The following is a 20,555-nucleotide window of genomic DNA, read 5'->3' as shown; positions in this document are numbered from 1 at the left end:
GGTTCTTCGAATGAAGCCGTTTCCCCTCCATTTCCTGGCCGCATGCACGCTGGCCGTGGCCAGTTCCTGCGCCCTGGCGCAGCAGGACGGCAGTTCCGCCGATGAACTCGTCCAGGCAGGCCTCGCCAGCCTCAAGCAGATCGACGAAGGCCGCGCTGGAGAGATCTGGGATGGCGCCTCGGCCTTCATCAAGACCCGATTCCCTCGGGCCGACTTTGTTGCCAATACGCAACGCGCACGTCAGACCGTCGGCGTCGTGGCCCGGCGTGACTGGGCTGGCATCACGAGAATCCGCTATCCGGACGACAGCACTGGCATTCCCGCCGGCCTGTATGCCAACGTCGACTTCTCCACCCGCCTCGAGAACAACAAGACCGTCTTCGAAAAAGTCAGCTTCCGCCTCGAACCCCAGGGCTGGCGCCTGACGGGCTACGTCCCCCGCGAAAACCAATGACCACCGCCTCGGGTGCCGGCCTGCGCATCGGCATCACGATCGGCCTCCACCACGAGGCCGAAACCCTCTGGAACAACGGCATCAAGCAGAACGCCGTGTTCCTGGCAGAGGCGCTGAAGCACTGCCCCAGCGTCGCCTCGGTGGTGCTGGTCAACACCACCGCCACGCCCATCACTCCCGCCCTGCCCTGGGACCAGGCCCGCTGGCCGACCGTGACTTTCGAGGCGGCCAAGGACAGCGTGGACGTGCTGATCGAGCTGGGCGGCCAGATCGACGCCGACCAGACCGACCACCTCAAGCGCCGCGGCGCGCGGCTGGTGTCGTACTGCTGCGGCTTCGAGTACGTGCACGCGATGGAGTCGATGTTGTTCGGCAAGCCGCTGTGGGGCCGCAACCTGTTCATCAACCAGCGCTACGACGATATCTGGATGGTTCCGCAGGTGGCCCACATCAGCCAGCCGTACTTCGAGGTGCTGCGCCGCGCCGAGGCGCGCGCCGTGCCCTTCGTCTGGAGCCCTGTGTTCCTGCAAGAGCGCGCCCGCGCCCTGCCGGAGGGCGGCGCGTACCAGCCGCGCAGCGGGCCGCGGCGGCTCAGCGTGATGGAGCCGAACATCAACGTGGTGAAGTTCTGCGTCTACCCCATCCTGATCGCCGAGCTGGCGTATCGCGCCCGGCCCGACGCGATCGCGCTGCTGCAGGTCACGAACGTGGAGCGCATGGCCAAGGACAGCATGGAGTTCATCACGCTGATGAACCAGCTTGACCTGGTGCGCCAGCACAAGGCGGTCTTCCTGGGCCGGCACGAAACCCCGGTGTTCCTGGCGCAGAACACCGACATCGTCGTCTCCCACCAGTGGGAGAACCCGCTCAACTACTTCTACCTCGAGACCTGCTGGCAGGGCTATCCGCTGGTGCACAACGCCCACCTGTGCGCGGACCTGGGCTACTACTACGCAGAAAACGACGTGGCCGCGGGCAGCGCCCGCGTGCTCGAGGCCATCGACGGGCATGACGCACAGGCCCAGGCCTACCGCGACCGGCAACGCGCACTCATCGGGCGCTACCTGCCCGGCGACGCGGTGGCCACGCAAACCTATGACACCCTGCTGCAGGGCCTGATGCAGCGCCCTGCCCGCTAGCCAGACCCTCACCCCACGGAGCCCCTCGCATGCTCGACCCGTCCGAACTCCGGAATTTCTACCCCGTGATCGTGACGCCGAGCCACGACGGCAAGTTCTTCCAGAACTACGTGGCCTCATTGCTGAACTTCACCGTGAGCGCCGAGCGTGCCGGCATGAAGGTGCAGGTGCTGATGCACCAGGGCGAAAGCCTGGTCACGCGCGCGCGCAACAACTGCGTGGCCCAGTTCCTGGCCAACACGGAATGGACGCACCTGTTCTGGATCGACGCGGACATCGGCTTCTCGGCCGAGGCGGCGTTCCGCCTGCTGCTGTCGGGCTACGACATCGCCGCCGGCGTGTACCCGCTCAAGCGCGAAGACTGGCCCGCCGGCGGCGTGGCGGCCGGCACCACGCAGCAGCAGTTCGAGGCCGCGTTCACGCGCTACACGGTCAATGCCAAGGCCGAAGAAGGCGCATCGCAGATCGAGCTCGAGGTGCAGCCCGACGGCTTCATGAAGATGACCGAGGCGCCCACGGGCTTCATGGCGATCCGGCGCGGCGTGTTCGAGCGGCTCATGGCCGCCTACCCCGAGCTGCAGTACGTGCCCGACAGCATCGGCGAAGCCGACCGCGGGCTGCACTACCGCTTCTTCGACGTGATGGTCGACCCGGTCACGCGGCGCTACCTGTCGGAAGACTACGGCTTCTGCCGGCTGTGGTCGGGGCTGGGCGAGTCGATCTACATCGATGCCAATTCGAACCTGACCCACCAAGGCGCCAAGCTGTACCGGGGCGACTTCGCCCATTCGCTACAGGCCTCGCTGCCCTACGCCGTGGGCGGCCCCGCCGGCATGGCGATGGTGCTGAAAGGCCAGGAGCACCTGAAGCCGAATCCGCCGCCGGGCTGACACCGGCAGCGAACGCGCATGAAAAAGCCCCGCCGAAGCGGGGCTTTTTCATGCGGCCGGCGAATCGCTCGCCGGCTGCAACGACCGTCAGGCCGTGACCGTGTCCGCCACGCCCTTGTAGTCTTCGATCTTGTCGAAGTTCAGGTACTGGTAGATCTGCGCGCTGGACGCATCGATCACGCCCGTGGCGGCCATGTACTCCTCGCGGGTCGGGATGCGACCCAGGCGCGAGCAGATGGCGGCCAGTTCGGCCGAGCCCAGGTACACGTTCGTGTTCTTGCCCAGGCGGTTCGGGAAGTTGCGGGTGCTGGTCGACATCACCGTCGCGCCTTCGCGCACCTGCGCCTGGTTGCCCATGCACAGCGAGCAGCCCGGCATTTCGGTGCGCGCGCCGGCATTGCCGAACACGCCGTAGTGGCCTTCCTCGGTGAGCTGCTGCGCGTCCATCTTGGTCGGCGGTGCGATCCACAGCTTGACCGGGATGTCGCGCTTGCCTTCGAGCAGCTTCGATGCGGCGCGGAAGTGGCCGATGTTGGTCATGCACGAGCCGATGAACACTTCGTCGATGGTGGCACCGGCCACGTCGCTCAGCGTCTTCACGTCGTCCGGGTCGTTCGGGCAGGCCACGATGGGCTCATGGATCTCGGCCAGGTCGATCTCGATGACGGCGGCGTACTCGGCGTCGGCATCGCCCTTGAGCAGCTGCGGGTCCTTGAGCCAGGCTTCCTGCGCGGCGATGCGGCGTGCCAGCGTGCGGGCGTCGGCGTAGCCTTCGGCAATCATCCACTTCATCAGCGTGATGTTGCTGTTGATGTACTCCTGGATCGGTTCCTTGTTCAGGTGCACCGTGCAGCCAGCGGCCGAGCGTTCGGCCGAGGCATCGCTCAGTTCGAACGCTTGTTCGACCTTCAGGTCGGGCAGGCCTTCGATCTCGAGGATGCGACCCGAGAAGATGTTCTTCTTGCCTTGCTTGGCCACGGTCAGCAGGCCCGACTTGATGGCGTACAGCGGAATCGCGTTGACCAGGTCACGCAGCGTGACGCCGGGCTGCATCTTGCCCTTGAAGCGCACGAGCACCGATTCGGGCATGTCCAGCGGCATCACGCCGGTGGCGGCCGCGAAAGCCACGAGGCCGGAGCCCGCGGGGAAGCTGATGCCGATGGGGAAGCGGGTGTGGCTGTCGCCGCCCGTGCCCACGGTGTCGGGCGTCAGCAGGCGATTGAGCCAGCTGTGGATCACGCCGTCGCCCGGACGCAGCGAGACGCCGCCGCGATTGGCCATGAACTCGGGCAGTTCGTGGTGCATCTTGACGTCGACCTTCTTCGGGTACGCAGCCGTGTGGCAGAACGACTGCATGACCAGATCGGCCGAGAAGCCCAGGCAAGCCAGGTCCTTCAGCTCGTCGCGGGTCATCGGGCCGGTGGTGTCCTGCGAGCCGACCGAGGTCATCTTGGGTTCGCAGTACGTGCCCGGGCGCACGCCCTGGCCTTCGGGCAGGCCGCAGGCGCGGCCGACCATCTTCTGTGCGAGCGAGAAGCCCTTCTTGGTGTCGACCGGGCTTTGCGGCAGGCGGAACAGCGTCGAGACGGGCAGGCCCAGGGCCTCGCGCGCCTTGGCCGTCAGGCCGCGGCCGATGATCAGCGGAATGCGGCCGCCGGCGCGCACTTCGTCGAACAGCACGTCGCTCTTGACCTGGAATTCGGCAATGACCTGGCCGTCCTTCAGGGCCTTGCCTTCGTAGGGACGCAGCTCGACCACGTCGCCCATGTTCATCTGGGTCACGTCGAGCTCGATGGGCAGTGCGCCCGAGTCTTCCATCGTGTTGTAGAAGATGGGAGCGATCTTGCCGCCGAGGCAGACGCCGCCGAAACGCTTGTTCGGCACGAAGGGAATGTCTTCGCCGGTGAACCACAGCACCGAGTTGGTGGCGCTCTTGCGCGACGAACCCGTGCCGACCACGTCGCCGGCGTAGGCCACGAGGTGGCCGCGCGCGCGCAGGTCTTCGATGAACTTCACCGGGCCGCGCTTGCCGTCTTCTTCAGGAACGATGCCGGGGCGGGCGTTCTTGTGCATCGCCAGGGCGTGCATCGGAATGTCGGGACGCGTGGTGGCGTCGGGTGCGGGCGACAGGTCGTCGGTGTTGATTTCGCCGGCCACCTTGAAGATGCTGACGGTGATGCTTTGCGGCACTTCGGGGCGGCTTGTGAACCACTCGGCGTCGGCCCAGCTTTGCAGCACGCCCTTGGCGTGGGCGTTGCCCTTGTCGGCCTTTTCCTTGACGTCGTGGAACTGGTCGAACATCAGCAGGGTCTTCTTCAGGCCTTCGGCTGCGACGGCGCCGACTTCGGCGTCGTCCAGCAGGTCGATCATGGGGCTGATGTTGTAGCCGCCGAGCATGGTGCCGAGCAGTTCAGTGGCGCGGGCGCGCGAGATGAACGCGTTCTTCTCGGTGCCGTGGGCCACGGCCGCGAGGTAGCTCGCCTTGACCTTGGCGGCGTCGTCGACGCCGGCGGGCACACGGTAGGTGAGCAGGTCCAGCAGGAAGGCGCCGTCCTTGGCATTCGCGCTCTTCAGGAGCTCGATCGCTTCGGCGGTCTGCTTCGCGCTCAGGGGCAGCGGCGGGATACCGAGCGCGGCGCGTTCGGCAACATGATCAACGTAGGCTTGCAACATCTTCTTTTCTCCGGAAACTAGGCTATCGGGCGTGCGCAGCGGTCTCTAGCGGCCAAGCAAGAGCCGCGCCGCACCCCGGGTTCGGTGCTCTTCTTACTTCTTGGCTGCGTCGGCACCTTCGAAAAGGGCCTTCGGCGGGTTCTTCTTCATCTCGTCGGCAAAGGCGACCTGAGCGGCGGTCTGGCATTCGTCGGCAATACGCAGGCCGGCCTTCTGGTTCATCAGCATCGACTTGTTGCCCAGCTGGAGCCACATGGCGCCGGCACGCGGGTCTTCGAGGCGGATGGCGCCGGTGCGGCTTTCGACCGGGTGCATGCGGTACTTCAGGCCCTTGGTGGTCACGGTGAAGAAGCCGGGCTTCTTCTCGTCGGGCGTGACGGTCACGTCGGCGCCGAGTTCGCACTGGGCCTTGCCGATGGACACGCGCTGTGCCACGGCCAGGTCGGACTCGGACAGTACGATGTTGGTGTCGTCGGCGATCGGCGTGACCTCTTCGACAGCCTTGGCCGCCTTGCGGGTGACCTGGCGCTTCGGCGGGGTCTTCTTGGCTTCGGCCTTGGCCGCGGCCGGCTTGGTGGCGGTGGCGTTCTGCGCCACGGCGGCGAAAGGCAGGGCCAGTGCAACGGCGGCGATCAGTGCAATTTTCTTCATGTGCGGGGTTCCTTCAGGCTGATTCAGTGGGTTTCAGGAGACCGCGATGCAAACCAGGCTTTCGCCTCGGAGGGCAACGCGCGCCCTGTTGCGTGGGCGCGCGTCAGGACCTGCCAGAAGTGGCGGTAGCTCGCGCGGTCGTGCAATGTGCCATCAATTTGTGTCGGTGCCCAATCCGCGTCTGCGGCTTTTGTAATGATTTTTGTGGCAATTTGAATCTGCGCCTCGTCGGGCGCGAAGGCCTCGAGGATCGGCCGGATCTGGTTCGGGTGGATGCTCCACATGCGCGTGTAGCCGAATTCGGTGGCCGCCTTGCGGGCCGCCAGGCGCATCGCATCGGTGTCGTTGAACTCGGTGACCACGCAATGCGAAGGCACCTTGCCGTAGGCATGCGCCGCCGAGGCCAGTGCCAGCTTGGCACGCACGACCAGCGGGTGGCTGAACTGCCCCGCCGCGCCCATGCCGTCGGCGGGAATGGCGCCGGCATGCGCCGACACGAAATCCATGAGGCCGAAGCTCAGCGACTGCACGCGTGGATGCGCGGCGATCTCGAAGGCGTTGTGCACCGCCAGGGGCGATTCGATGAGCACATGCAGCGGCAGCGCGCCAGCATCGGCGGCGTCGAGCGCGGCAACAGCCTGACACACATCGGCCACGGATTCGACCTTGGGCACCATGAGGTGGCTCAGCCGATGGCCGGCACGTCCGGCGATAGTGACCACGTCGCCGGCGAAGGCCGGGTGGTCGACCGGGTGCACGCGCACGCCGACGCGCATGCCGGGCTGGGCGGCCAGCGCGAGTTCGGTGACGAGCGCGGCATGCTCCGCTTCGCCGCCGACCGGGGCGCCGTCTTCGCAGTCGAGGGTGACGTCGAACACGCAGGCGCCGAACTCCTGCGCCATCTCGCCCTGCAGCGCGAGGCTCTTCTTCATGCGGGCTTCGACGCCGCTGTAGTGGTCGCACACCGGCAGGGTCACGGCGCCGGCCTGTGCGCCGAGCAGCACGTCCGCGGGATGGGCAGCGGCGGTCTTCGTCGTCATGCGTCTTTTTTCTTGTGCGCCACGATGAACATGCGCGGGAAGGCAAGCAGGCGCTTGCCGTCGGTGCGCACCGGATAGGCCTCGTCCACCCGACGTTCGTATTCGGCGAGGTAGCTCGCCTGCAGGTCGGGCGGCAGGCGGTCGACGAAAGGCTTCAGCCCAGTGCTACGCACCCATTCGACGATGGCCGCGGCGTTGGCCATCGGGTGCTGGTAGATGGTGTGCCAGACATCGACATGGGCCGCACGCGCGGCCAAGAGGTCGTAGTAGCCGCCGAGCGGCAGCAGCAAGGTGCGCAGCTTGTCGGCGTCGCCGATGGGCTCGGCCCAGGGCGCTTCGGCCGCCACCGCGCGCATCAGGCGGTGCGTGGGCTCCTGGCGGTTGTCGGGCATCTGGACGGCGAGCACGCCGCCCGGGGCCAGCGCGTCGAACAGGCGGGGGATCAGCGTCTCGTGATCCGGCACCCATTGCAGGGATGCATTGGCGTAGATGAGATCGGGCGCTTCTGTTTCACGCGGCGCCCAGGTCGCGATGTCGCTCAGCTCGAAGCGTGCCGCCGGCAGGCGCTCGCGCGCGCTGACCAGCATGGCTTCGGAGTTGTCGGTGCCCGTGACCTGCGCCGTCGGGAACCGATGTGCCAGCAGCTCGGTGGAATTGCCCGGTCCGCATCCGAGGTCGACCACGCGGGCGGCCTCGGCAAGCGGGACCCGCGCCAGGAGTTCCTGTGCGGGCCGGGTGCGCTCGTCCTCGTAGCGACGGTAGAGCGCGGGGTTCCAGTCGAGCATGCGGGCGGGCTTGCTTTACAGCAGGTGAGCGACGCCGGCGCGTTCGCCTTCGAGCTCTTCGAGCGTCTTGTTGATGCGTTCCTGGCTGAAGGCGTCGATCTCGAGGCCCTCGACCAGCTTGTACTCACCGTTTTCGCAGGTGACCGGGAAGCCGAACATCACGTCCTTCGGAATGCCGTACTGGCCGTCCGACGGAATGCCCATCGTGACCCACTTGCCGTTGGTGCCCAGGGCCCAGTCGCGCATGTGGTCGATGGCGGCGTTGGCGGCCGAGGCAGCCGACGACAGGCCGCGCGCTTCGATGATGGCCGCGCCGCGCTTGCCGACGGTCGGCAGGAAGGTGTTGGCGTTCCATTCCTGGTCGTTGATCATCTTGGCGACGCTTTCGCCGTTGATGGTCGCAAAGCGGTAGTCGGCGTACATCGTGGGCGAGTGGTTGCCCCAGACGGTGAGCTTCTCGATGTCGGCCACGGCCTTGCCGGTCTTGGCGGCGATCTGGCTGGCAGCGCGGTTGTGGTCCAGGCGCAGCATGGCGGTGAAGTTCTTGCGCGGCAGGTCCGGTGCCGACTTCATGGCGATGTAGGCGTTGGTGTTGGCAGGGTTGCCGACGACCAGCACCTTCACGTTGCGCGAGGCGACGGCGTTCAGCGCCTTGCCCTGTGCCGTGAAGATGGCGCCGTTGACGGCCAGCAGTTCGGCGCGTTCCATGCCGGGGCCGCGGGGGCGCGAACCGACCAGCAGGGCGTAGTCGGCGTCCTTGAAGGCGGTCATCGGGTCGCCGTGGGCTTCCATGCCGGCCAGCAGCGGGAAGGCGCAGTCGTCGAGCTCCATCATCACGCCCTTGAGCGCCTTCTGGGCCTTCTCGTCGGGGATTTCGAGCAGTTGCAGGATGACCGGCTGGTCTTTGCCGAGCATTTCGCCGGAAGCGATACGGAACAACAGGGCGTAACCGATTTGACCGGCGGCACCGGTAACGGCAACGCGGACAGGCTTTTTGCTCATGGGAAGACTCCAGAAGGTGGTGAAACGGGTTAGCGCTCTCGTGGGGCGCCGCGGTCCAGCGGGGGGAAGCTTTCCCGCGGCGCGGGACCGGCCCGCATTTTAAGCCGATTCGACAAAGGCCGTCTTATGTCTTATATAAGATATCCTCTGGGGGTCCGCCACGGCGCACCCCACCGCTGCCATGAACACGCCCTCCACCCTCGACGAGCCCACGACGCCGTCCTTCAGTCCGCTCTACCAGCAGATCAAGACCCTGATCCTGCAGAGCCTGCAGGCCGGCGAGTGGAAGCCGGGCGAGCCTATCCCCAGCGAGATGGACTTGGCCGTGCGGTACCGCGTGAGCCAGGGCACGGTGCGCAAGGCGATCGACGAGCTGGCGGCCGAAAACCTGGTGGTGCGCCGCCAGGGCAAGGGCACCTTCGTGGCCACGCATGCCGAGCAGCATGTGCAGTACCGCTTTCTCAAGCTCGTGCCCGACGCCGGCAGCCCGAGCGCCGAAGGCCCGGCCGAGCGCACCATCGTCGACTGCAAGCGCCTGCGCGCCTCGGCCGACGTGGCGCGTGCGCTGAGCCTGCGCACCGGCGACGCCGTGCTGCAGGTGCGCCGCGTGCTCGCCTATGGCGGCGTGCCGACCATCCTCGAAGACCTCTGGCTGCCCGGCGCGCCCTTCAAGGGCCTCACGGCCGACCGCTTGCGTGCCTGGCCCGGCCCGATGTACGCAATGTTCGAAACCGAGTTCGGCGTGCGCATGGTGCGTGCCGAAGAAAAGATCCGCGCCGTGCTGCCTGATGCCGAACAGGCGCAGCTGCTCGACGTGCCGCTGCAGATGCCGCTCTTGAGCGTGGAGCGCGTGGCGCACACGTACCACGACATGCCGATGGAACTGCGCCGCGGCCTGTACCGCACCGACACCCACCACTACCGCAACCAGCTGGGCTGATCCGATGGCGCCGAAGAACCTCGCCCGCGCGGGCACAAACGCGCACACTCAGCCCGCGCAACGCAACCTCAATCCCCGAGCATCCGACTGCCGCAGTGCGTTGACTCCTGCGCGTCCGGTGCGCGATGGTGCATTGCAATAGAATTTTGCGTTGTTTGCATTCCGCAGAAGAAACAAAAGCGTTCGCTCTCAGAACAAGCCAACAAGTCACAAAGCCACGAAAGCCATCTCCCTATGACAGAGCTTGCAACTCCCCCCCGGCCGCCGCGTCGCGAATTCCGGAACATCAACGCCTTCACCGATCTCACGACCTACCGGCTGCCGCCGGCTGGCATCGTGTCGATCCTGCACCGCGTGAGCGGTGTGCTGATGTTTCTGCTGATGCCCTTCATCATCTGGATGTTCGACACCTCGCTGTCATCTGACTATTCGTTCGCGAAATTCAAGTCTGCTTTCAACATCGGCGTCGGCTTCGCTCCGGGATGGTTCTTCAAGCTCGTCGCACTGGCCCTCATCTGGGCCTACCTGCACCACTTCATCGCCGGCCTGCGTCACCTCTGGATGGACGTGAGCCACTCCGCCGTGACCAAGGAGTTCGGCCACAGCTCGGCCATCTTCACGCTGCTCGCGAGCATCATCCTCACGCTGGTGCTTGGCGCCAAGCTGTTCGGCCTGTACTGAGAAGGAGCCAACCATGTCTGTGAATTACGGCTCCAAGCGCATCGTCGTCGGCGCGCACTACGGTCTGCGCGACTGGCTCAGCCAACGCATCACCGGCGCCCTGATGGCGCTGTTCACGATCATCCTGCTCGCACAGGTGATCTTCTCGCGCGGTCCCATCGGTTACGACCTGTGGGCCGGCATCTTCGCCGCACAGTGGATGAAGGTCCTGACCTTCTCCGTGATCGTTGCCCTGCTCTATCACGTGTGGGTCGGCATGCGCGACGTGTGGATGGACTACGTCCAGCCTGTCGCCATCCGTCTCGTGCTGCAAGTTTTCACCATCGTCTGGCTTGTCGGTTGTGCGGGTTGGGCCATTCAAGTGCTTTGGAAGATCTGACCCACCATGACCTACACAAAAGAAAACATCACCAAGCGCAAGTTCGACGTCGTCATCGTCGGTGCCGGCGGCTCCGGCATGCGCGCCTCGCTGCAACTCGCCCGTGCCGGCCTCAACGTGGCCGTGCTCTCCAAGGTGTTCCCGACCCGTTCGCACACCGTCGCTGCCCAGGGCGGCGTGGGCGCCTCGCTCGGCAACATGAGCGAAGACAACTGGCACTACCACTTCTACGACACGATCAAGGGCTCCGACTGGCTCGGCGACCAGGACGCGATCGAGTTCATGTGCCGTGAAGCCCCGAAGGTCGTGTACGAGCTCGAACACTTCGGCATGCCCTTCGACCGCAACCCCGACGGCACGATCTACCAGCGTCCGTTCGGCGGCCACACCGCCAACTACGGCGAGAAGGCCGTGCAGCGCGCCTGCGCCGCGGCCGACCGCACCGGCCACGCGATGCTGCACACGCTCTACCAGAAGAACGTGGAAGCCCGCACCCAGTTCTTCGTCGAATGGATGGCGCTCGACCTCATCCGCGACGATGAAGGCGACGTGGTCGGCGTCACGGCCCTCGAAATGGAAACCGGCGACCTGCACATCCTGCAGGCCAAGACCGTGCTGCTGGCCACCGGCGGCGCAGGCCGCATCTTCGGTGCGTCCACCAACGCGTTCATCAACACCGGCGACGGCCTGGGCATGGCCGCACGTTCGGGCATCCCGCTGCAGGACATGGAGTTCTGGCAGTTCCACCCCACCGGCGTGGCCGGCGCGGGCGTGCTGCTGACCGAAGGCTGCCGCGGCGAAGGCGCCATCCTGCTCAACAGCAACGGCGAACGCTTCATGGAGCGCTATGCGCCCACCCTGAAGGACCTGGCCCCGCGCGACTTCGTCTCGCGCTCGATGGACCAGGAAATCAAGGAAGGCCGTGGCTGTGGTCCCAACAAGGACTACATCCACATGAAGCTGGACCACCTGGGTGCCGACACCATCCACAAGCGGCTGCCGTCGGTCTACGAGATCGGCATCAACTTCGCCAACGTCGACGTCACCAAGGAACCGATTCCCGTGGTGCCCACCATCCACTACCAGATGGGCGGCATCCCGACGAACATCAACGGCCAGGTCGTCATCCAGAAGGGTGAAGACAACAGCGCCGTGGTCAACGGCCTGTACGCGGTGGGCGAATGCTCCTGCGTGAGCGTGCACGGCGCCAACCGCCTGGGCACCAACTCGCTGCTCGACCTCCTGGTGTTCGGCCGCGCGGCCGGCAACCACATCGTCGAGTTCAACGACAAGCACAAGGAACACAAGGAACTGCCCAAGGATGCGGCCGACCGCACCCTGCAGCGCCTGAACGAGCTCGAAGCCTCCACCGGCGGCGAGTACGCCCAGGACGTGGCCGGCGAGATCCGCGCCGTCATGCAGCAGCATGCCGCCGTGTTCCGCAAGCAGGCCTCGATGGACGAAGGCGTGGTCAAGATCGCCGCCGTGCGCGAGCGCGTCAAGTCGATCGGCCTGAAGGACAAGTCCAAGGTGTTCAACACCGCCCGCATCGAAGCGCTGGAAGTCGACAACCTGATCGAAGTGGCGCAGGCCACCATGGTCTCGGCCGCCGCCCGCAAGGAATGCCGCGGCGCCCACACGGTGGAAGACTACGAGCGTCCTGCGGATGACCCGGTCGCACCGCTGGGCCGCGACGACGCCAACTGGATGAAGCACACGCTCTGGTACAGCGCGGACAACCGCCTCTCGTACAAGCCCGTCAAGCTGCAGCCGCTGACGGTGGCATCCGTGCCGCCCAAGGTCCGCACGTTCTAAGAATATTTACAAGGTCCATACGATGAAGCGCACATTCCAGATCTACCGCTACGACCCGGACAAGGACGCCAAGCCCTACATGCAGACGGTCGAGGTCGAACTCGACGGCCACGAACGCATGCTGCTGGACGCCCTGATGAAGCTCAAGGCACAGGATCCCACGCTGTCGTTCCGCCGCTCGTGCCGCGAAGGCGTCTGCGGCTCCGACGCGATGAACATCAACGGCAAGAACGGTCTGGCCTGCCTGACCAACATGAACACGCTCAAGGGCACCGTCGTGCTCAAGCCGCTGCCGGGCCTGCCCGTCATCCGCGACCTGATCGTCGACATGACCCAGTTCTTCAAGCAGTACAACTCGATCAAGCCGTACCTGCAGAACGACACCGTGCCGCCCGAGAAGGAGCGCCTGCAGTCGCCCGAAGAGCGTGAAGAGCTCGACGGCCTGTACGAGTGCATCCTGTGCGCGAGCTGCTCCACGAGCTGCCCGAGCTTCTGGTGGAACCCCGACAAGTTCGTCGGCCCGGCCGGCCTGCTGCAGGCCTACCGCTTCATCGCCGACAGCCGCGACGAAGCCACCGCCGAGCGCCTGGACAACCTGGAAGACCCGTACCGCCTGTTCCGCTGCCACACGATCATGAACTGCGTCGACGTGTGCCCGAAGAGCCTGAACCCGACCAAGGCCATCGGCAAGATCAAGGAACTGATGGTGCGTCGCGCCATCTGACGGTTTTCCCGAGAAGCCTTACTTATGTCGACCCCCGCCAACGCCCCCGATACGCTGCTCGGCGAACGCGCGCTGAGCAAGCTCAAGTGGCGTTGCCGGCGCGGCCTGCTGGAGAACGACCTGTTCATCGCCCGCTTCTTCGAGCGGCACGAATCCCACATGACCGTCGGTCAAGCGGGAGCGATGGAGACATTGATGGACCTGTCGGACAACGACCTCCTCGACCTGCTGCTGTGCAGAAAGGAGCCCGAGCCCGCATGGGCCGGGGCCGAGGTGGTCGCATTGCTGCAGCTGATGCGTACCGACGGCGCTCAGCGTCCTGCCATTTTTTCTCCTTCGTCCTGAATCCACCTCTGAAAGTAAACCGAAATGAAAGCATCCGATACCAAGGCCACGCTGTCGTTCAGCAATGGCGGCGACAACGTCGAACTGCCGATCTACAAGGGCACCATCGGGCCCGACGTGATCGACATCCGCAAGCTGTATGCACAGACCGGCATGTTCACGTACGACCCGGGCTTCATGTCGACCGCCGCCTGCCAGTCGGCCATCACCTACATCGACGGTGACAAGGGCGAGCTGCTGTACCGCGGCTACCCCATCGAGCAGCTCGCGACCAACTGCGACTTCATGGAAACCTGCCACCTGCTGCTGTACGGCGAGCTGCCGGACGCAGGCAAGAAGGCCAGCTTCACCAAGCTCGTGACGAACCACACGATGGTCAACGAGCAAATGCAGTTCTTCCTGCGCGGCTTCCGTCGCGATGCCCACCCGATGGCCATCATGACCGGCCTCGTGGGCGCCCTGTCGGCCTTCTATCACGACAGCACGGACATCAACAATCCCGAGCACCGCGAGATCGCCGCGATCCGCCTGATCGCGAAGATGCCCACGCTCGTGGCCATGGCCTACAAGTACACCGTCGGCCAGCCGTACATGTACCCGAAGAACGAACTCAGCTATGCAGGCAACTTCCTGCACATGATGTTCGCCACGCCGTGCGAAGAGTACAAGGTGAACCCGGTGCTCGAGCGCGCGCTCGACCGCATCTTCATCCTGCACGCAGACCACGAGCAGAACGCCTCGACCTCGACCGTGCGCCTGTGCGGCTCGTCGGGCACGAACCCCTTCGCGGCCATTGCAGCCGGCGTGGCCTGCCTGTGGGGCCCGGCCCACGGCGGTGCCAACGAAGCGGCGCTGAACATGCTGTACGACATCCAGCGCGAAGGCGGCGTGGAAAAGATCGGCGAGTTCATCAAGAAGGTCAAGGACAAGAACTCGAACGTCAAGCTGATGGGCTTCGGCCATCGCGTGTACAAGAACTACGACCCGCGCGCCAAGCTGATGCAGGAAACCTGCAACGAAGTGCTGACCGAGCTGGGCCTGGAAAACGACCCGCTGTTCAAGCTGGCCAAGGAACTCGAGAAGATCGCCCTGGAAGACGAGTACTTCGTGTCGCGCAAGCTCTACCCGAACGTCGACTTCTACTCGGGCATCGTGCAACGCGCCATCGGCATCCCCGTGCCGCTGTTCACCGCGATCTTCGCGCTGGCCCGCACGGTCGGCTGGATCGCCCAGCTGAACGAAATGATCGGCGACCCCGAGTACAAGATCGGCCGCCCGCGCCAGCTGTTCGAAGGCTCGCCCAAGCGTGACGTGAAGCCGATCTCGGCCCGCTGATCGACCGGCTGCGGAACCTCCGCTCCCTGAAAAAGCTGCCTCCGGGCAGCTTTTTTATTGCCCGTTCGGCATGCCCCTCCTCGCCAGCCGGCAGCGAGGTCATCGCGCATCGCGATGGTAACGGCTTCAAAACAGTAAGAAAATCGCCAACTCATCGCCAATCACGATGCCCAAGCCCCATGAGCACGTCCGAACGCAACTTTGCCCGCCGCATCGACCTCACGTCGCTGCAGCTGTTCGTGGCCGTGTGCGAGCTGGGCAGCATCGGGCGCGCGGCGGAGCGCGAGTTCATCGCGGCCTCGGCCGTGAGCAAGCGGCTGTCCGACCTGGAGGCCACGCTCGGCACCGCCCTGCTCTACCGCCATGCGCGCGGCGTCGACCTCACGCCGGCCGGCGAAAGCCTGCTGCACCACGCCCGCTCGGTGCTCTACAGCCTCGAGAAGATGCAGGGCGAGCTCAGCGAATACGCCGACGGCGTGCGCGGCCATGTGCGGGTGCACGCCAACATCTCGGCCATCGTGCAGTTCCTGCCGGAAGACCTAGGCGTGTTCTCGCGAGCCCATGAGGCCATCAAGATCGACCTCGAGGAGCACCTGAGCAGCGAAGTGATCCGCGCGGTGCAGGAAGGCGCGGCCGACCTGGGTGTGTGCCACGTGGCCGGCGGCGCGGGCGAGCTGCAGAGCCTTTCCTACCGGCACGACCGCCTCGCGCTGATCGTTCCCGAGGGGCACGCGCTGGCCGCGCAGGACGCGATCGATTTCGTCGACTCGCTGGCCTTCGACCACGTCGGCCTGCACACCAACAGTTCGATCTACGTGGCGATGCACGAAGCGGCGCTGAGCGCCGGCCGCAGCGTGAAGCTGCGCATCCACGTCACGGGCCTGGACGCCATGTGCCGGATGATCGACAACGGCCTGGGCATCGGCGTGATGCCGCAGCGCGCCTTCGAACTCATGCGCAACGGCATCGGCCGCGGCCTCGTGAGCGTGACGCTCAACGACGCCTGGGCGGCGCGCGAGATCCGGCTGGTGGCGCGCGACTTCTCCACCCTGCCGGTGGCGGCGCGCACGCTGGTGAACCACCTGCACGCAGCGGCCGATTCGACCGACGCCACCGAACGACTCGCGGCCTAGACCGCCTCGACAGACAATCCATTTCCCCACGAAAGAAGAGACCGACATGGCACGCACGCTCTACGACAAGATCTGGGACGAACACGTCGTCCACACCGAGGAAGACGGCACCGCGATCCTCTACATCGACCGCCACCTGGTGCACGAAGTGACCAGCCCGCAAGCCTTCGAAGGCCTGCGCGAAGCCGGCCGCAAGCTGTGGCGCATCAGCTCGGTGGTGGCCACCGCCGACCACAACACGCCGACCACCGGCTGGGAGCGCGGCTACGAAGGCATTGCCGACCCGACCAGCAAGGAACAGGTCACCACGCTGGACCGCAACATCGCCGAGTTCGGCGCCGCCGCGTTCTTCCCGTTCCTGAGCAAGCGCCAGGGCATCGTGCACGTGATCGGCCCGGAAAGCGGCGCGACGCTGCCGGGCATGACGGTGGTCTGCGGCGACTCGCACACCTCCACGCACGGCGCGTTCGGCGCGCTGGCACACGGCATCGGCACCAGCGAGGTCGAGCACGTGATGGCCACGCAGACGCTGCTGGGCAAGAAGGCCAAGAACATGCTCGTGAAGGTCGAAGGCAAGCTGCCGCTGGGCTGCACGGCCAAGGACATCGTGCTGGCCATCATCGGCAAGATCGGCACCGCCGGCGGCACGGGCTACACGATCGAATTCGCAGGCTCGGCGATTCGCGACCTGAGCATGGAAGGCCGCATGACGGTCTGCAACATGGCCATCGAAGCCGGCGCGCGCGCCGGGCTGGTGGCGGTCGACGAAAAGACCATCAGCTACGTGAAGGGCCGCCCGCTCGCGCCCACCGGCGTCGAATGGGACCAGGCCGTGAGCTACTGGCGCACGCTGCAGTCCGACCCCGGCGCGACCTTCGACGCCGTGGTCGAGCTCGACGCCGCGCAGATCCAGCCGCAGGTCACCTGGGGCACCTCACCCGAAATGGTGGTCGAGATCAACGGCCGCGTGCCCGATCCCGACAAGGAAAAGGACGCCAGCAAGCGCAGCGCCATCGAGCGCGCGCTGGTCTACATGGGCCTGGAGCCCAACAAGGCCATGAACGACATCTTCATCGACAAGGTGTTCATCGGCTCGTGCACCAACAGCCGCATCGAGGACATGCGCGAAGCCGCGGCCGTGGTGAAGAAGCTCGGCCAGAAGGTCGCGAAGAACGTGAAGCTCGCGATGGTCGTGCCCGGTTCGGGCGTGGTGAAGGAACAGGCCGAGCGCGAAGGCCTCGACCTGATCTTCAAGGCCGCCGGCTTCGAATGGCGCGAGCCCGGCTGCTCGATGTGTCTGGCAATGAATGCCGACCGCCTCGAGCCCGGTGAGCGCTGCGCATCGACCTCGAACCGCAACTTCGAAGGCCGCCAGGGCGCGGGTGGCCGCACCCATCTCGTGAGCCCCGCGATGGCCGCCGCCGCAGCCGTGCACGGCCACTTCGTCGACGTGCGCACCTTCGCCTGATCAGGAGACATCACATGCAGAAATTCACCGTGCACAAGGGCCTCGTGGCCCCCATGGACCGCGAGAACGTCGACACCGACGCGATCATTCCCAAGCAGTTCCTCAAGTCGATCAAGAAGACCGGCTTCGGCGTGAACCTGTTCGACGAGTGGCGCTACCTGGACGCCGGCTTTCCGGGCCAGGACCCGGCCAGCCGCAAGCCGAACCCCGACTTCGTGCTGAACCAGCCGCGCTACGCGGGCGCCTCGGTGCTGCTGGCGCGCAAGAACTTCGGCTGCGGCTCGTCGCGCGAGCACGCGCCGTGGGCGCTCGACCAGTACGGCTTTCGCGCCATCATTGCGCCGAGCTACGCCGACATCTTCTTCAACAACAGCTTCAAGAACGGCCTGCTGCCGATCGTACTGCCCGAGTCGCAGGTCTCGCAGCTGTTCGACGAAGCCTTCGCCTTCCCGGGCTACACGCTGACCATCGACCTGGAGCGCCAGGTGGTCGTGAAGCCCGATGGCCAGGAGTTCGCGTTCGACGTCCAGGCCTTCCGCAAGTACTGCCTGATCAACGGGCTGGACGACATCGGCCTGACGCTGCGCCACAAGGACAAGATCAAGGCCTTCGAGACCGAGCGCCTGGCGCAGAAGCCCTGGCTCGCGCACACGATGATCTCGTGATCGGCGGCATTTCCGTTTTCAAGAAAAAACCTCAGACCAACTTATGAAAATCGCAGTTCTCCCGGGTGACGGCATCGGCACCGAAATCGTGGCGGAAGCCGTCAGGGTGCTCGAAGTCCTCGACCTGAAGTTCGAGATGGAATCGGCACTGGTCGGCGGCGCGGCCTACGAGGCGCACGGCCACCCGCTGCCCGAGTCGACGCTGAAGCTCGCGAAGGAATCCGACGCGGTGCTGTTCGGCGCCGTCGGCGACTGGAAGTACGACAAGCTCGACCGTCCGCTGCGTCCCGAGCAAGCCATCCTGGGGCTGCGCAAGAACCTGGGCCTGTTCGCCAACTTCCGCCCGGCCATCTGCTACGAGCAGCTGGTGGGCGCCTCGAGCCTGAAGCCCGAGCTGATCGCGGGCCTGGACATCCTCATCATCCGCGAGCTGACCGGCGACATCTATTTCGGCCAGCCGCGCGGACGCCGCATCGCCACCGACGGCCACTTCCCGGGCGCTGAAGAAGCTTTCGACACGATGCGCTACTCGCGCCCCGAGGTCGAGCGCATCGCCCACGTCGCCTTCGAAGCGGCCCGCAAGCGCAGCAAGCGCGTGACCAGCGTGGACAAGGCCAACGTGCTCGAGACCTTCCAGTTCTGGAAGGACATCGTGACCGAGGTCGGCAAGGAGTACCCGGACGTCGAGCTCGACCATATGTACGTCGACAACGCGGCCATGCAGCTGGTGAAGGCGCCCAAGAAGTTCGACGTGGTGGTCACCGGCAACATGTTCGGCGACATCCTCTCGGACGAGGCCGCTATGCTCACCGGCTCCATCGGCATGCTGCCCTCGGCCTCGCTCAATGCGAGCAACCAGGGCCTGTACGAGCCCAGCCACGGCAGCGCGCCCGACATTGCTGGCAAAGGGGTTGCCAATCCTTTGGCTACAATCCTGTCCGCTGCCATGATGCTCCGCTTCTCCCTCAACCAGCCCGAAGCTGCCGACCGTATCGAGTCGGCGGTCAAGCACGTGCTTGCCTCCGGGCTGCGCACGGGCGACATCTGGTCCGAAGGCACGAAGCGCGTCGGCACCCGCGAAATGGGCGACGCGGTCGTAGCAGCCATCACCAAAAAGACGATTACCGGCTAACCGCAGCCCGCTTCGTCACGCCCTCCCCCGGCCGACGAGTCGGGGGCAAAAAAGACTGATTTTTTCTTTCTTCACTAAGGGCAAACTGAAATGGCGAACGCATCCAAGCAACCTCTGGTCGGCCTCGTGGGCTGGCGCGGCATGGTCGGCTCGGTCCTCATGGACCGCATGCAGGCCGAAGGCGACTTCGGCCTCATCGAGCCGGTCTTCTTCTCGACCTCGAACGCGGGCGGCAAGGCCCCGGCGATGGCCAAGAACGAGACCACGCTCAAGGATGCGAACGACATCGAGGCACTGAAGAAGTGCGACATCGTCATCACCTGCCAGGGCGGCGACTACACCAGCGAGGTGTTCCCCAAGCTGCGCGCCGCCGGCTGGAACGGCCACTGGATCGACGCGGCCTCCACGCTGCGCATGAACGATGACGCGATCATCGTGCTCGACCCCGTCAACCTGCCCGTGATCCAGAACGCGCTCGCCAAGGGCGGCAAGAACTGGGTCGGCGGCAACTGCACCGTCAGCTGCATGCTCATGGGCGTGGGCGCCCTCTACAAGGCCGGCCTGGTCGAGTGGATGACCAGCATGACCTACCAGGCAGCCTCGGGTGGCGGCGCGCAGCACATGCGCGAGCTGCTGACCCAGTTCGGCACCCTGAACGCCGAAGTGCGCGCCTTGCTCGACGACCCGAAGTCGGCCATCCTCGAGATCGACCGCAAGGTGCTGCACAAGCAGCAGAACCTCAGCGCCTCCGAAATCGCCAACTTCGGCGCCCCGCTGGGCGGCTCGCTGATCCCCTGGATCGACAAGGACCTGGGCGACGGCATGTCCAAGGAAGAGTGGAAGGGCGGCGCCGAGACCAACAAGATCCTCGGCCAGGGCGCGGGCTTCGGCACCGCCGCCACGCCGGTCGACGGCTTCTGCGTGCGCATCGGCGCGATGCGCTGCCACAGCCAGGCCCTGACCTTCAAGCTCAAGAAGGACGTGCCGGTGGCCGACATCGAAGCGATGATCGCCGCCGACAACCCCTGGGCCAAGGTCGTGCCGAACACGCGCGAAGCCACAGTGAAGGACCTGACGCCGGTGGCCGTGACGGGCACCATGAACATCCCGGTCGGCCGCATCCGCAAGCTGGCGATGGGCCCCGAGTACGTCGGCGCCTTCACCATCGGCGACCAGCTGCTGTGGGGCGCGGCCGAACCGCTGCGCCGCATGCTGCGCATCCTGCTCGAAGCCTGATGCGGGCAGCTCAGGGCCTTGAAATACAAAAATGTTGCCGAAAGGCAACACAGGATGTCATCGGAAGT

At 65.6% G+C, this 20,555-nt stretch carries 20 protein-coding genes; 15 read left to right on the top strand and 5 right to left on the bottom strand.

Annotated elements, in window-relative coordinates; all coding sequences use genetic code 11:
* Positions 1 to 10 precede the first annotated feature (10 nt).
* The 3 genes from AC1RLW_RS13305 to AC1RLW_RS13295 are packed head-to-tail and all read left to right on the top strand — an operon-like array spanning position 11 to position 2,483.
* Positions 11 to 454, top strand: coding sequence for a DUF4019 domain-containing protein (locus AC1RLW_RS13305; RefSeq protein WP_493193393.1), 444 nt, complete (start codon positions 11 to 13; stop codon positions 452 to 454).
* Positions 451 to 1,593 (top strand): DUF2827 domain-containing protein, encoded by a 1,143-nt coding sequence (locus tag AC1RLW_RS13300; RefSeq protein WP_493193391.1) that lies wholly within the window; start codon positions 451 to 453, stop codon positions 1,591 to 1,593. The genes AC1RLW_RS13305 and AC1RLW_RS13300 overlap by 4 nt, the downstream gene beginning before the upstream one ends.
* A gap of 29 nt (positions 1,594 to 1,622) precedes the next feature.
* Positions 1,623 to 2,483: a hypothetical protein gene (locus tag AC1RLW_RS13295; protein WP_493193390.1), complete on the top strand. Its 861-nt coding sequence runs from the start codon at positions 1,623 to 1,625 to the stop codon at positions 2,481 to 2,483.
* An 87-nt stretch (positions 2,484 to 2,570) separates the two neighbouring features.
* On the opposite strand, the gene AC1RLW_RS13290 is transcribed toward AC1RLW_RS13295, so the two are convergent.
* The 5 genes from AC1RLW_RS13290 to AC1RLW_RS13270 all read right to left on the bottom strand — a co-directional run bounded on the left by AC1RLW_RS13290 (position 2,571) and on the right by AC1RLW_RS13270 (position 8,634).
* Positions 2,571 to 5,156, bottom strand: coding sequence for a bifunctional aconitate hydratase 2/2-methylisocitrate dehydratase (locus AC1RLW_RS13290; RefSeq protein ID WP_139702450.1), 2,586 nt, complete (start codon positions 5,154 to 5,156; stop codon positions 2,571 to 2,573).
* A 93-nt stretch (positions 5,157 to 5,249) separates the two neighbouring features.
* A complete protein-coding gene (locus AC1RLW_RS13285) occupies positions 5,250 to 5,807 on the bottom strand; it encodes a hypothetical protein (RefSeq protein ID WP_062479718.1) in 558 nt (185 codons plus the stop codon).
* Between the two features lie 23 nt (positions 5,808 to 5,830).
* Positions 5,831 to 6,847, bottom strand: coding sequence for an HpcH/HpaI aldolase/citrate lyase family protein (locus AC1RLW_RS13280; protein WP_493193388.1), 1,017 nt, complete (start codon positions 6,845 to 6,847; stop codon positions 5,831 to 5,833).
* Entirely contained in the window at positions 6,844 to 7,632 is a 789-nt protein-coding gene (tam, locus tag AC1RLW_RS13275) for a trans-aconitate 2-methyltransferase (RefSeq protein WP_493193387.1), read from the bottom strand. The genes AC1RLW_RS13280 and tam overlap by 4 nt, the downstream gene beginning before the upstream one ends.
* 15 nt (positions 7,633 to 7,647) lie before the next feature.
* The gene (locus tag AC1RLW_RS13270; protein ID WP_042578072.1) at positions 7,648 to 8,634 is read right to left on the bottom strand and encodes a malate dehydrogenase; all 987 of its coding nucleotides are present in this window, start codon (positions 8,632 to 8,634) and stop codon (positions 7,648 to 7,650) included.
* A gap of 181 nt (positions 8,635 to 8,815) precedes the next feature.
* On the opposite strand from AC1RLW_RS13270, the gene AC1RLW_RS13265 reads away from it, so the two are divergent.
* The 12 genes from AC1RLW_RS13265 (at position 8,816) to asd (ending at position 20,487) form a co-directional block, all read left to right on the top strand.
* Positions 8,816 to 9,574, top strand: coding sequence for a GntR family transcriptional regulator (locus AC1RLW_RS13265; RefSeq protein WP_070062271.1), 759 nt, complete (start codon positions 8,816 to 8,818; stop codon positions 9,572 to 9,574).
* 234 nt (positions 9,575 to 9,808) lie between these two features.
* A complete protein-coding gene (sdhC, locus tag AC1RLW_RS13260) occupies positions 9,809 to 10,255 on the top strand; it encodes a succinate dehydrogenase, cytochrome b556 subunit (RefSeq protein WP_492732057.1) in 447 nt (148 codons plus the stop codon).
* 13 nt (positions 10,256 to 10,268) lie between these two features.
* Positions 10,269 to 10,634, top strand: coding sequence for a succinate dehydrogenase, hydrophobic membrane anchor protein (gene sdhD / locus AC1RLW_RS13255; protein ID WP_056572026.1), 366 nt, complete (start codon positions 10,269 to 10,271; stop codon positions 10,632 to 10,634).
* Positions 10,635 to 10,640: 6 nt separating this feature from the next.
* Positions 10,641 to 12,449, top strand: a complete 1,809-nt coding sequence (gene sdhA / locus AC1RLW_RS13250; protein ID WP_493193386.1) for a succinate dehydrogenase flavoprotein subunit — start codon at positions 10,641 to 10,643, stop codon at positions 12,447 to 12,449.
* A 22-nt stretch (positions 12,450 to 12,471) separates the two neighbouring features.
* A complete protein-coding gene (locus tag AC1RLW_RS13245) occupies positions 12,472 to 13,173 on the top strand; it encodes a succinate dehydrogenase iron-sulfur subunit (RefSeq protein WP_062479706.1) in 702 nt (233 codons plus the stop codon).
* Positions 13,174 to 13,197: 24 nt separating this feature from the next.
* On the top strand, positions 13,198 to 13,518 hold the full coding sequence (locus tag AC1RLW_RS13240) for an FAD assembly factor SdhE (RefSeq protein ID WP_062479704.1): 321 nt from the start codon (positions 13,198 to 13,200) through the stop codon (positions 13,516 to 13,518).
* Between the two features lie 24 nt (positions 13,519 to 13,542).
* Positions 13,543 to 14,853, top strand: a complete 1,311-nt coding sequence (gene gltA / locus AC1RLW_RS13235) for a citrate synthase (protein WP_062479703.1) — start codon at positions 13,543 to 13,545, stop codon at positions 14,851 to 14,853.
* A gap of 179 nt (positions 14,854 to 15,032) precedes the next feature.
* Positions 15,033 to 15,986 carry a LysR substrate-binding domain-containing protein gene (locus AC1RLW_RS13230; protein WP_493193384.1) on the top strand — a complete coding sequence of 318 codons (954 nt, stop codon included), beginning with the start codon at positions 15,033 to 15,035 and terminating at the stop codon, positions 15,984 to 15,986.
* Between the two features lie 46 nt (positions 15,987 to 16,032).
* Positions 16,033 to 17,454, top strand: a complete 1,422-nt coding sequence (gene leuC, locus AC1RLW_RS13225) for a 3-isopropylmalate dehydratase large subunit (protein WP_493193383.1) — start codon at positions 16,033 to 16,035, stop codon at positions 17,452 to 17,454.
* 14 nt (positions 17,455 to 17,468) lie between these two features.
* Positions 17,469 to 18,119, top strand: coding sequence for a 3-isopropylmalate dehydratase small subunit (gene leuD / locus AC1RLW_RS13220; RefSeq protein WP_062479700.1), 651 nt, complete (start codon positions 17,469 to 17,471; stop codon positions 18,117 to 18,119).
* Between the two features lie 43 nt (positions 18,120 to 18,162).
* The gene (gene leuB / locus AC1RLW_RS13215) at positions 18,163 to 19,251 is read left to right on the top strand and encodes a 3-isopropylmalate dehydrogenase (protein WP_493193381.1); all 1,089 of its coding nucleotides are present in this window, start codon (positions 18,163 to 18,165) and stop codon (positions 19,249 to 19,251) included.
* A gap of 90 nt (positions 19,252 to 19,341) precedes the next feature.
* Positions 19,342 to 20,487, top strand: a complete 1,146-nt coding sequence (gene asd / locus AC1RLW_RS13210) for an aspartate-semialdehyde dehydrogenase (RefSeq protein ID WP_493193380.1) — start codon at positions 19,342 to 19,344, stop codon at positions 20,485 to 20,487.
* Positions 20,488 to 20,555: the final 68 nt, after the last annotated feature.

It is taken from the genome of Variovorax sp. GW822-FHT04A09, from assembly GCF_058801005.1.
The sequence above is the reverse complement of the archived record's forward strand: the minus strand, read 5'-3'. Positions and strand labels throughout refer to the sequence as shown.

Coding starts and splice junctions, on each gene's coding strand:
- sdhD (WP_056572026.1), top strand. CDS start 10,269: ATGTCTGTGAATTACGGCTCCAAGCGCATCGTCGTCGGCGCGCACTAC.
- AC1RLW_RS13230 (WP_493193384.1), top strand. CDS start 15,033: ATGAGCACGTCCGAACGCAACTTTGCCCGCCGCATCGACCTCACGTCG.
- leuC (WP_493193383.1), top strand. CDS start 16,033: ATGGCACGCACGCTCTACGACAAGATCTGGGACGAACACGTCGTCCAC.
- AC1RLW_RS13270 (WP_042578072.1), bottom strand. CDS start 8,634: ATGAGCAAAAAGCCTGTCCGCGTTGCCGTTACCGGTGCCGCCGGTCAA.
- asd (WP_493193380.1), top strand. CDS start 19,342: ATGGCGAACGCATCCAAGCAACCTCTGGTCGGCCTCGTGGGCTGGCGC.
- AC1RLW_RS13305 (WP_493193393.1), top strand. CDS start 11: ATGAAGCCGTTTCCCCTCCATTTCCTGGCCGCATGCACGCTGGCCGTG.
- AC1RLW_RS13295 (WP_493193390.1), top strand. CDS start 1,623: ATGCTCGACCCGTCCGAACTCCGGAATTTCTACCCCGTGATCGTGACG.
- AC1RLW_RS13290 (WP_139702450.1), bottom strand. CDS start 5,156: ATGTTGCAAGCCTACGTTGATCATGTTGCCGAACGCGCCGCGCTCGGT.
- tam (WP_493193387.1), bottom strand. CDS start 7,632: ATGCTCGACTGGAACCCCGCGCTCTACCGTCGCTACGAGGACGAGCGC.
- sdhA (WP_493193386.1), top strand. CDS start 10,641: ATGACCTACACAAAAGAAAACATCACCAAGCGCAAGTTCGACGTCGTC.
- AC1RLW_RS13280 (WP_493193388.1), bottom strand. CDS start 6,847: ATGACGACGAAGACCGCCGCTGCCCATCCCGCGGACGTGCTGCTCGGC.
- AC1RLW_RS13240 (WP_062479704.1), top strand. CDS start 13,198: ATGTCGACCCCCGCCAACGCCCCCGATACGCTGCTCGGCGAACGCGCG.
- leuB (WP_493193381.1), top strand. CDS start 18,163: ATGAAAATCGCAGTTCTCCCGGGTGACGGCATCGGCACCGAAATCGTG.
- sdhC (WP_492732057.1), top strand. CDS start 9,809: ATGACAGAGCTTGCAACTCCCCCCCGGCCGCCGCGTCGCGAATTCCGG.
- gltA (WP_062479703.1), top strand. CDS start 13,543: ATGAAAGCATCCGATACCAAGGCCACGCTGTCGTTCAGCAATGGCGGC.
- AC1RLW_RS13300 (WP_493193391.1), top strand. CDS start 451: ATGACCACCGCCTCGGGTGCCGGCCTGCGCATCGGCATCACGATCGGC.
- AC1RLW_RS13285 (WP_062479718.1), bottom strand. CDS start 5,807: ATGAAGAAAATTGCACTGATCGCCGCCGTTGCACTGGCCCTGCCTTTC.
- AC1RLW_RS13265 (WP_070062271.1), top strand. CDS start 8,816: ATGAACACGCCCTCCACCCTCGACGAGCCCACGACGCCGTCCTTCAGT.
- AC1RLW_RS13245 (WP_062479706.1), top strand. CDS start 12,472: ATGAAGCGCACATTCCAGATCTACCGCTACGACCCGGACAAGGACGCC.
- leuD (WP_062479700.1), top strand. CDS start 17,469: ATGCAGAAATTCACCGTGCACAAGGGCCTCGTGGCCCCCATGGACCGC.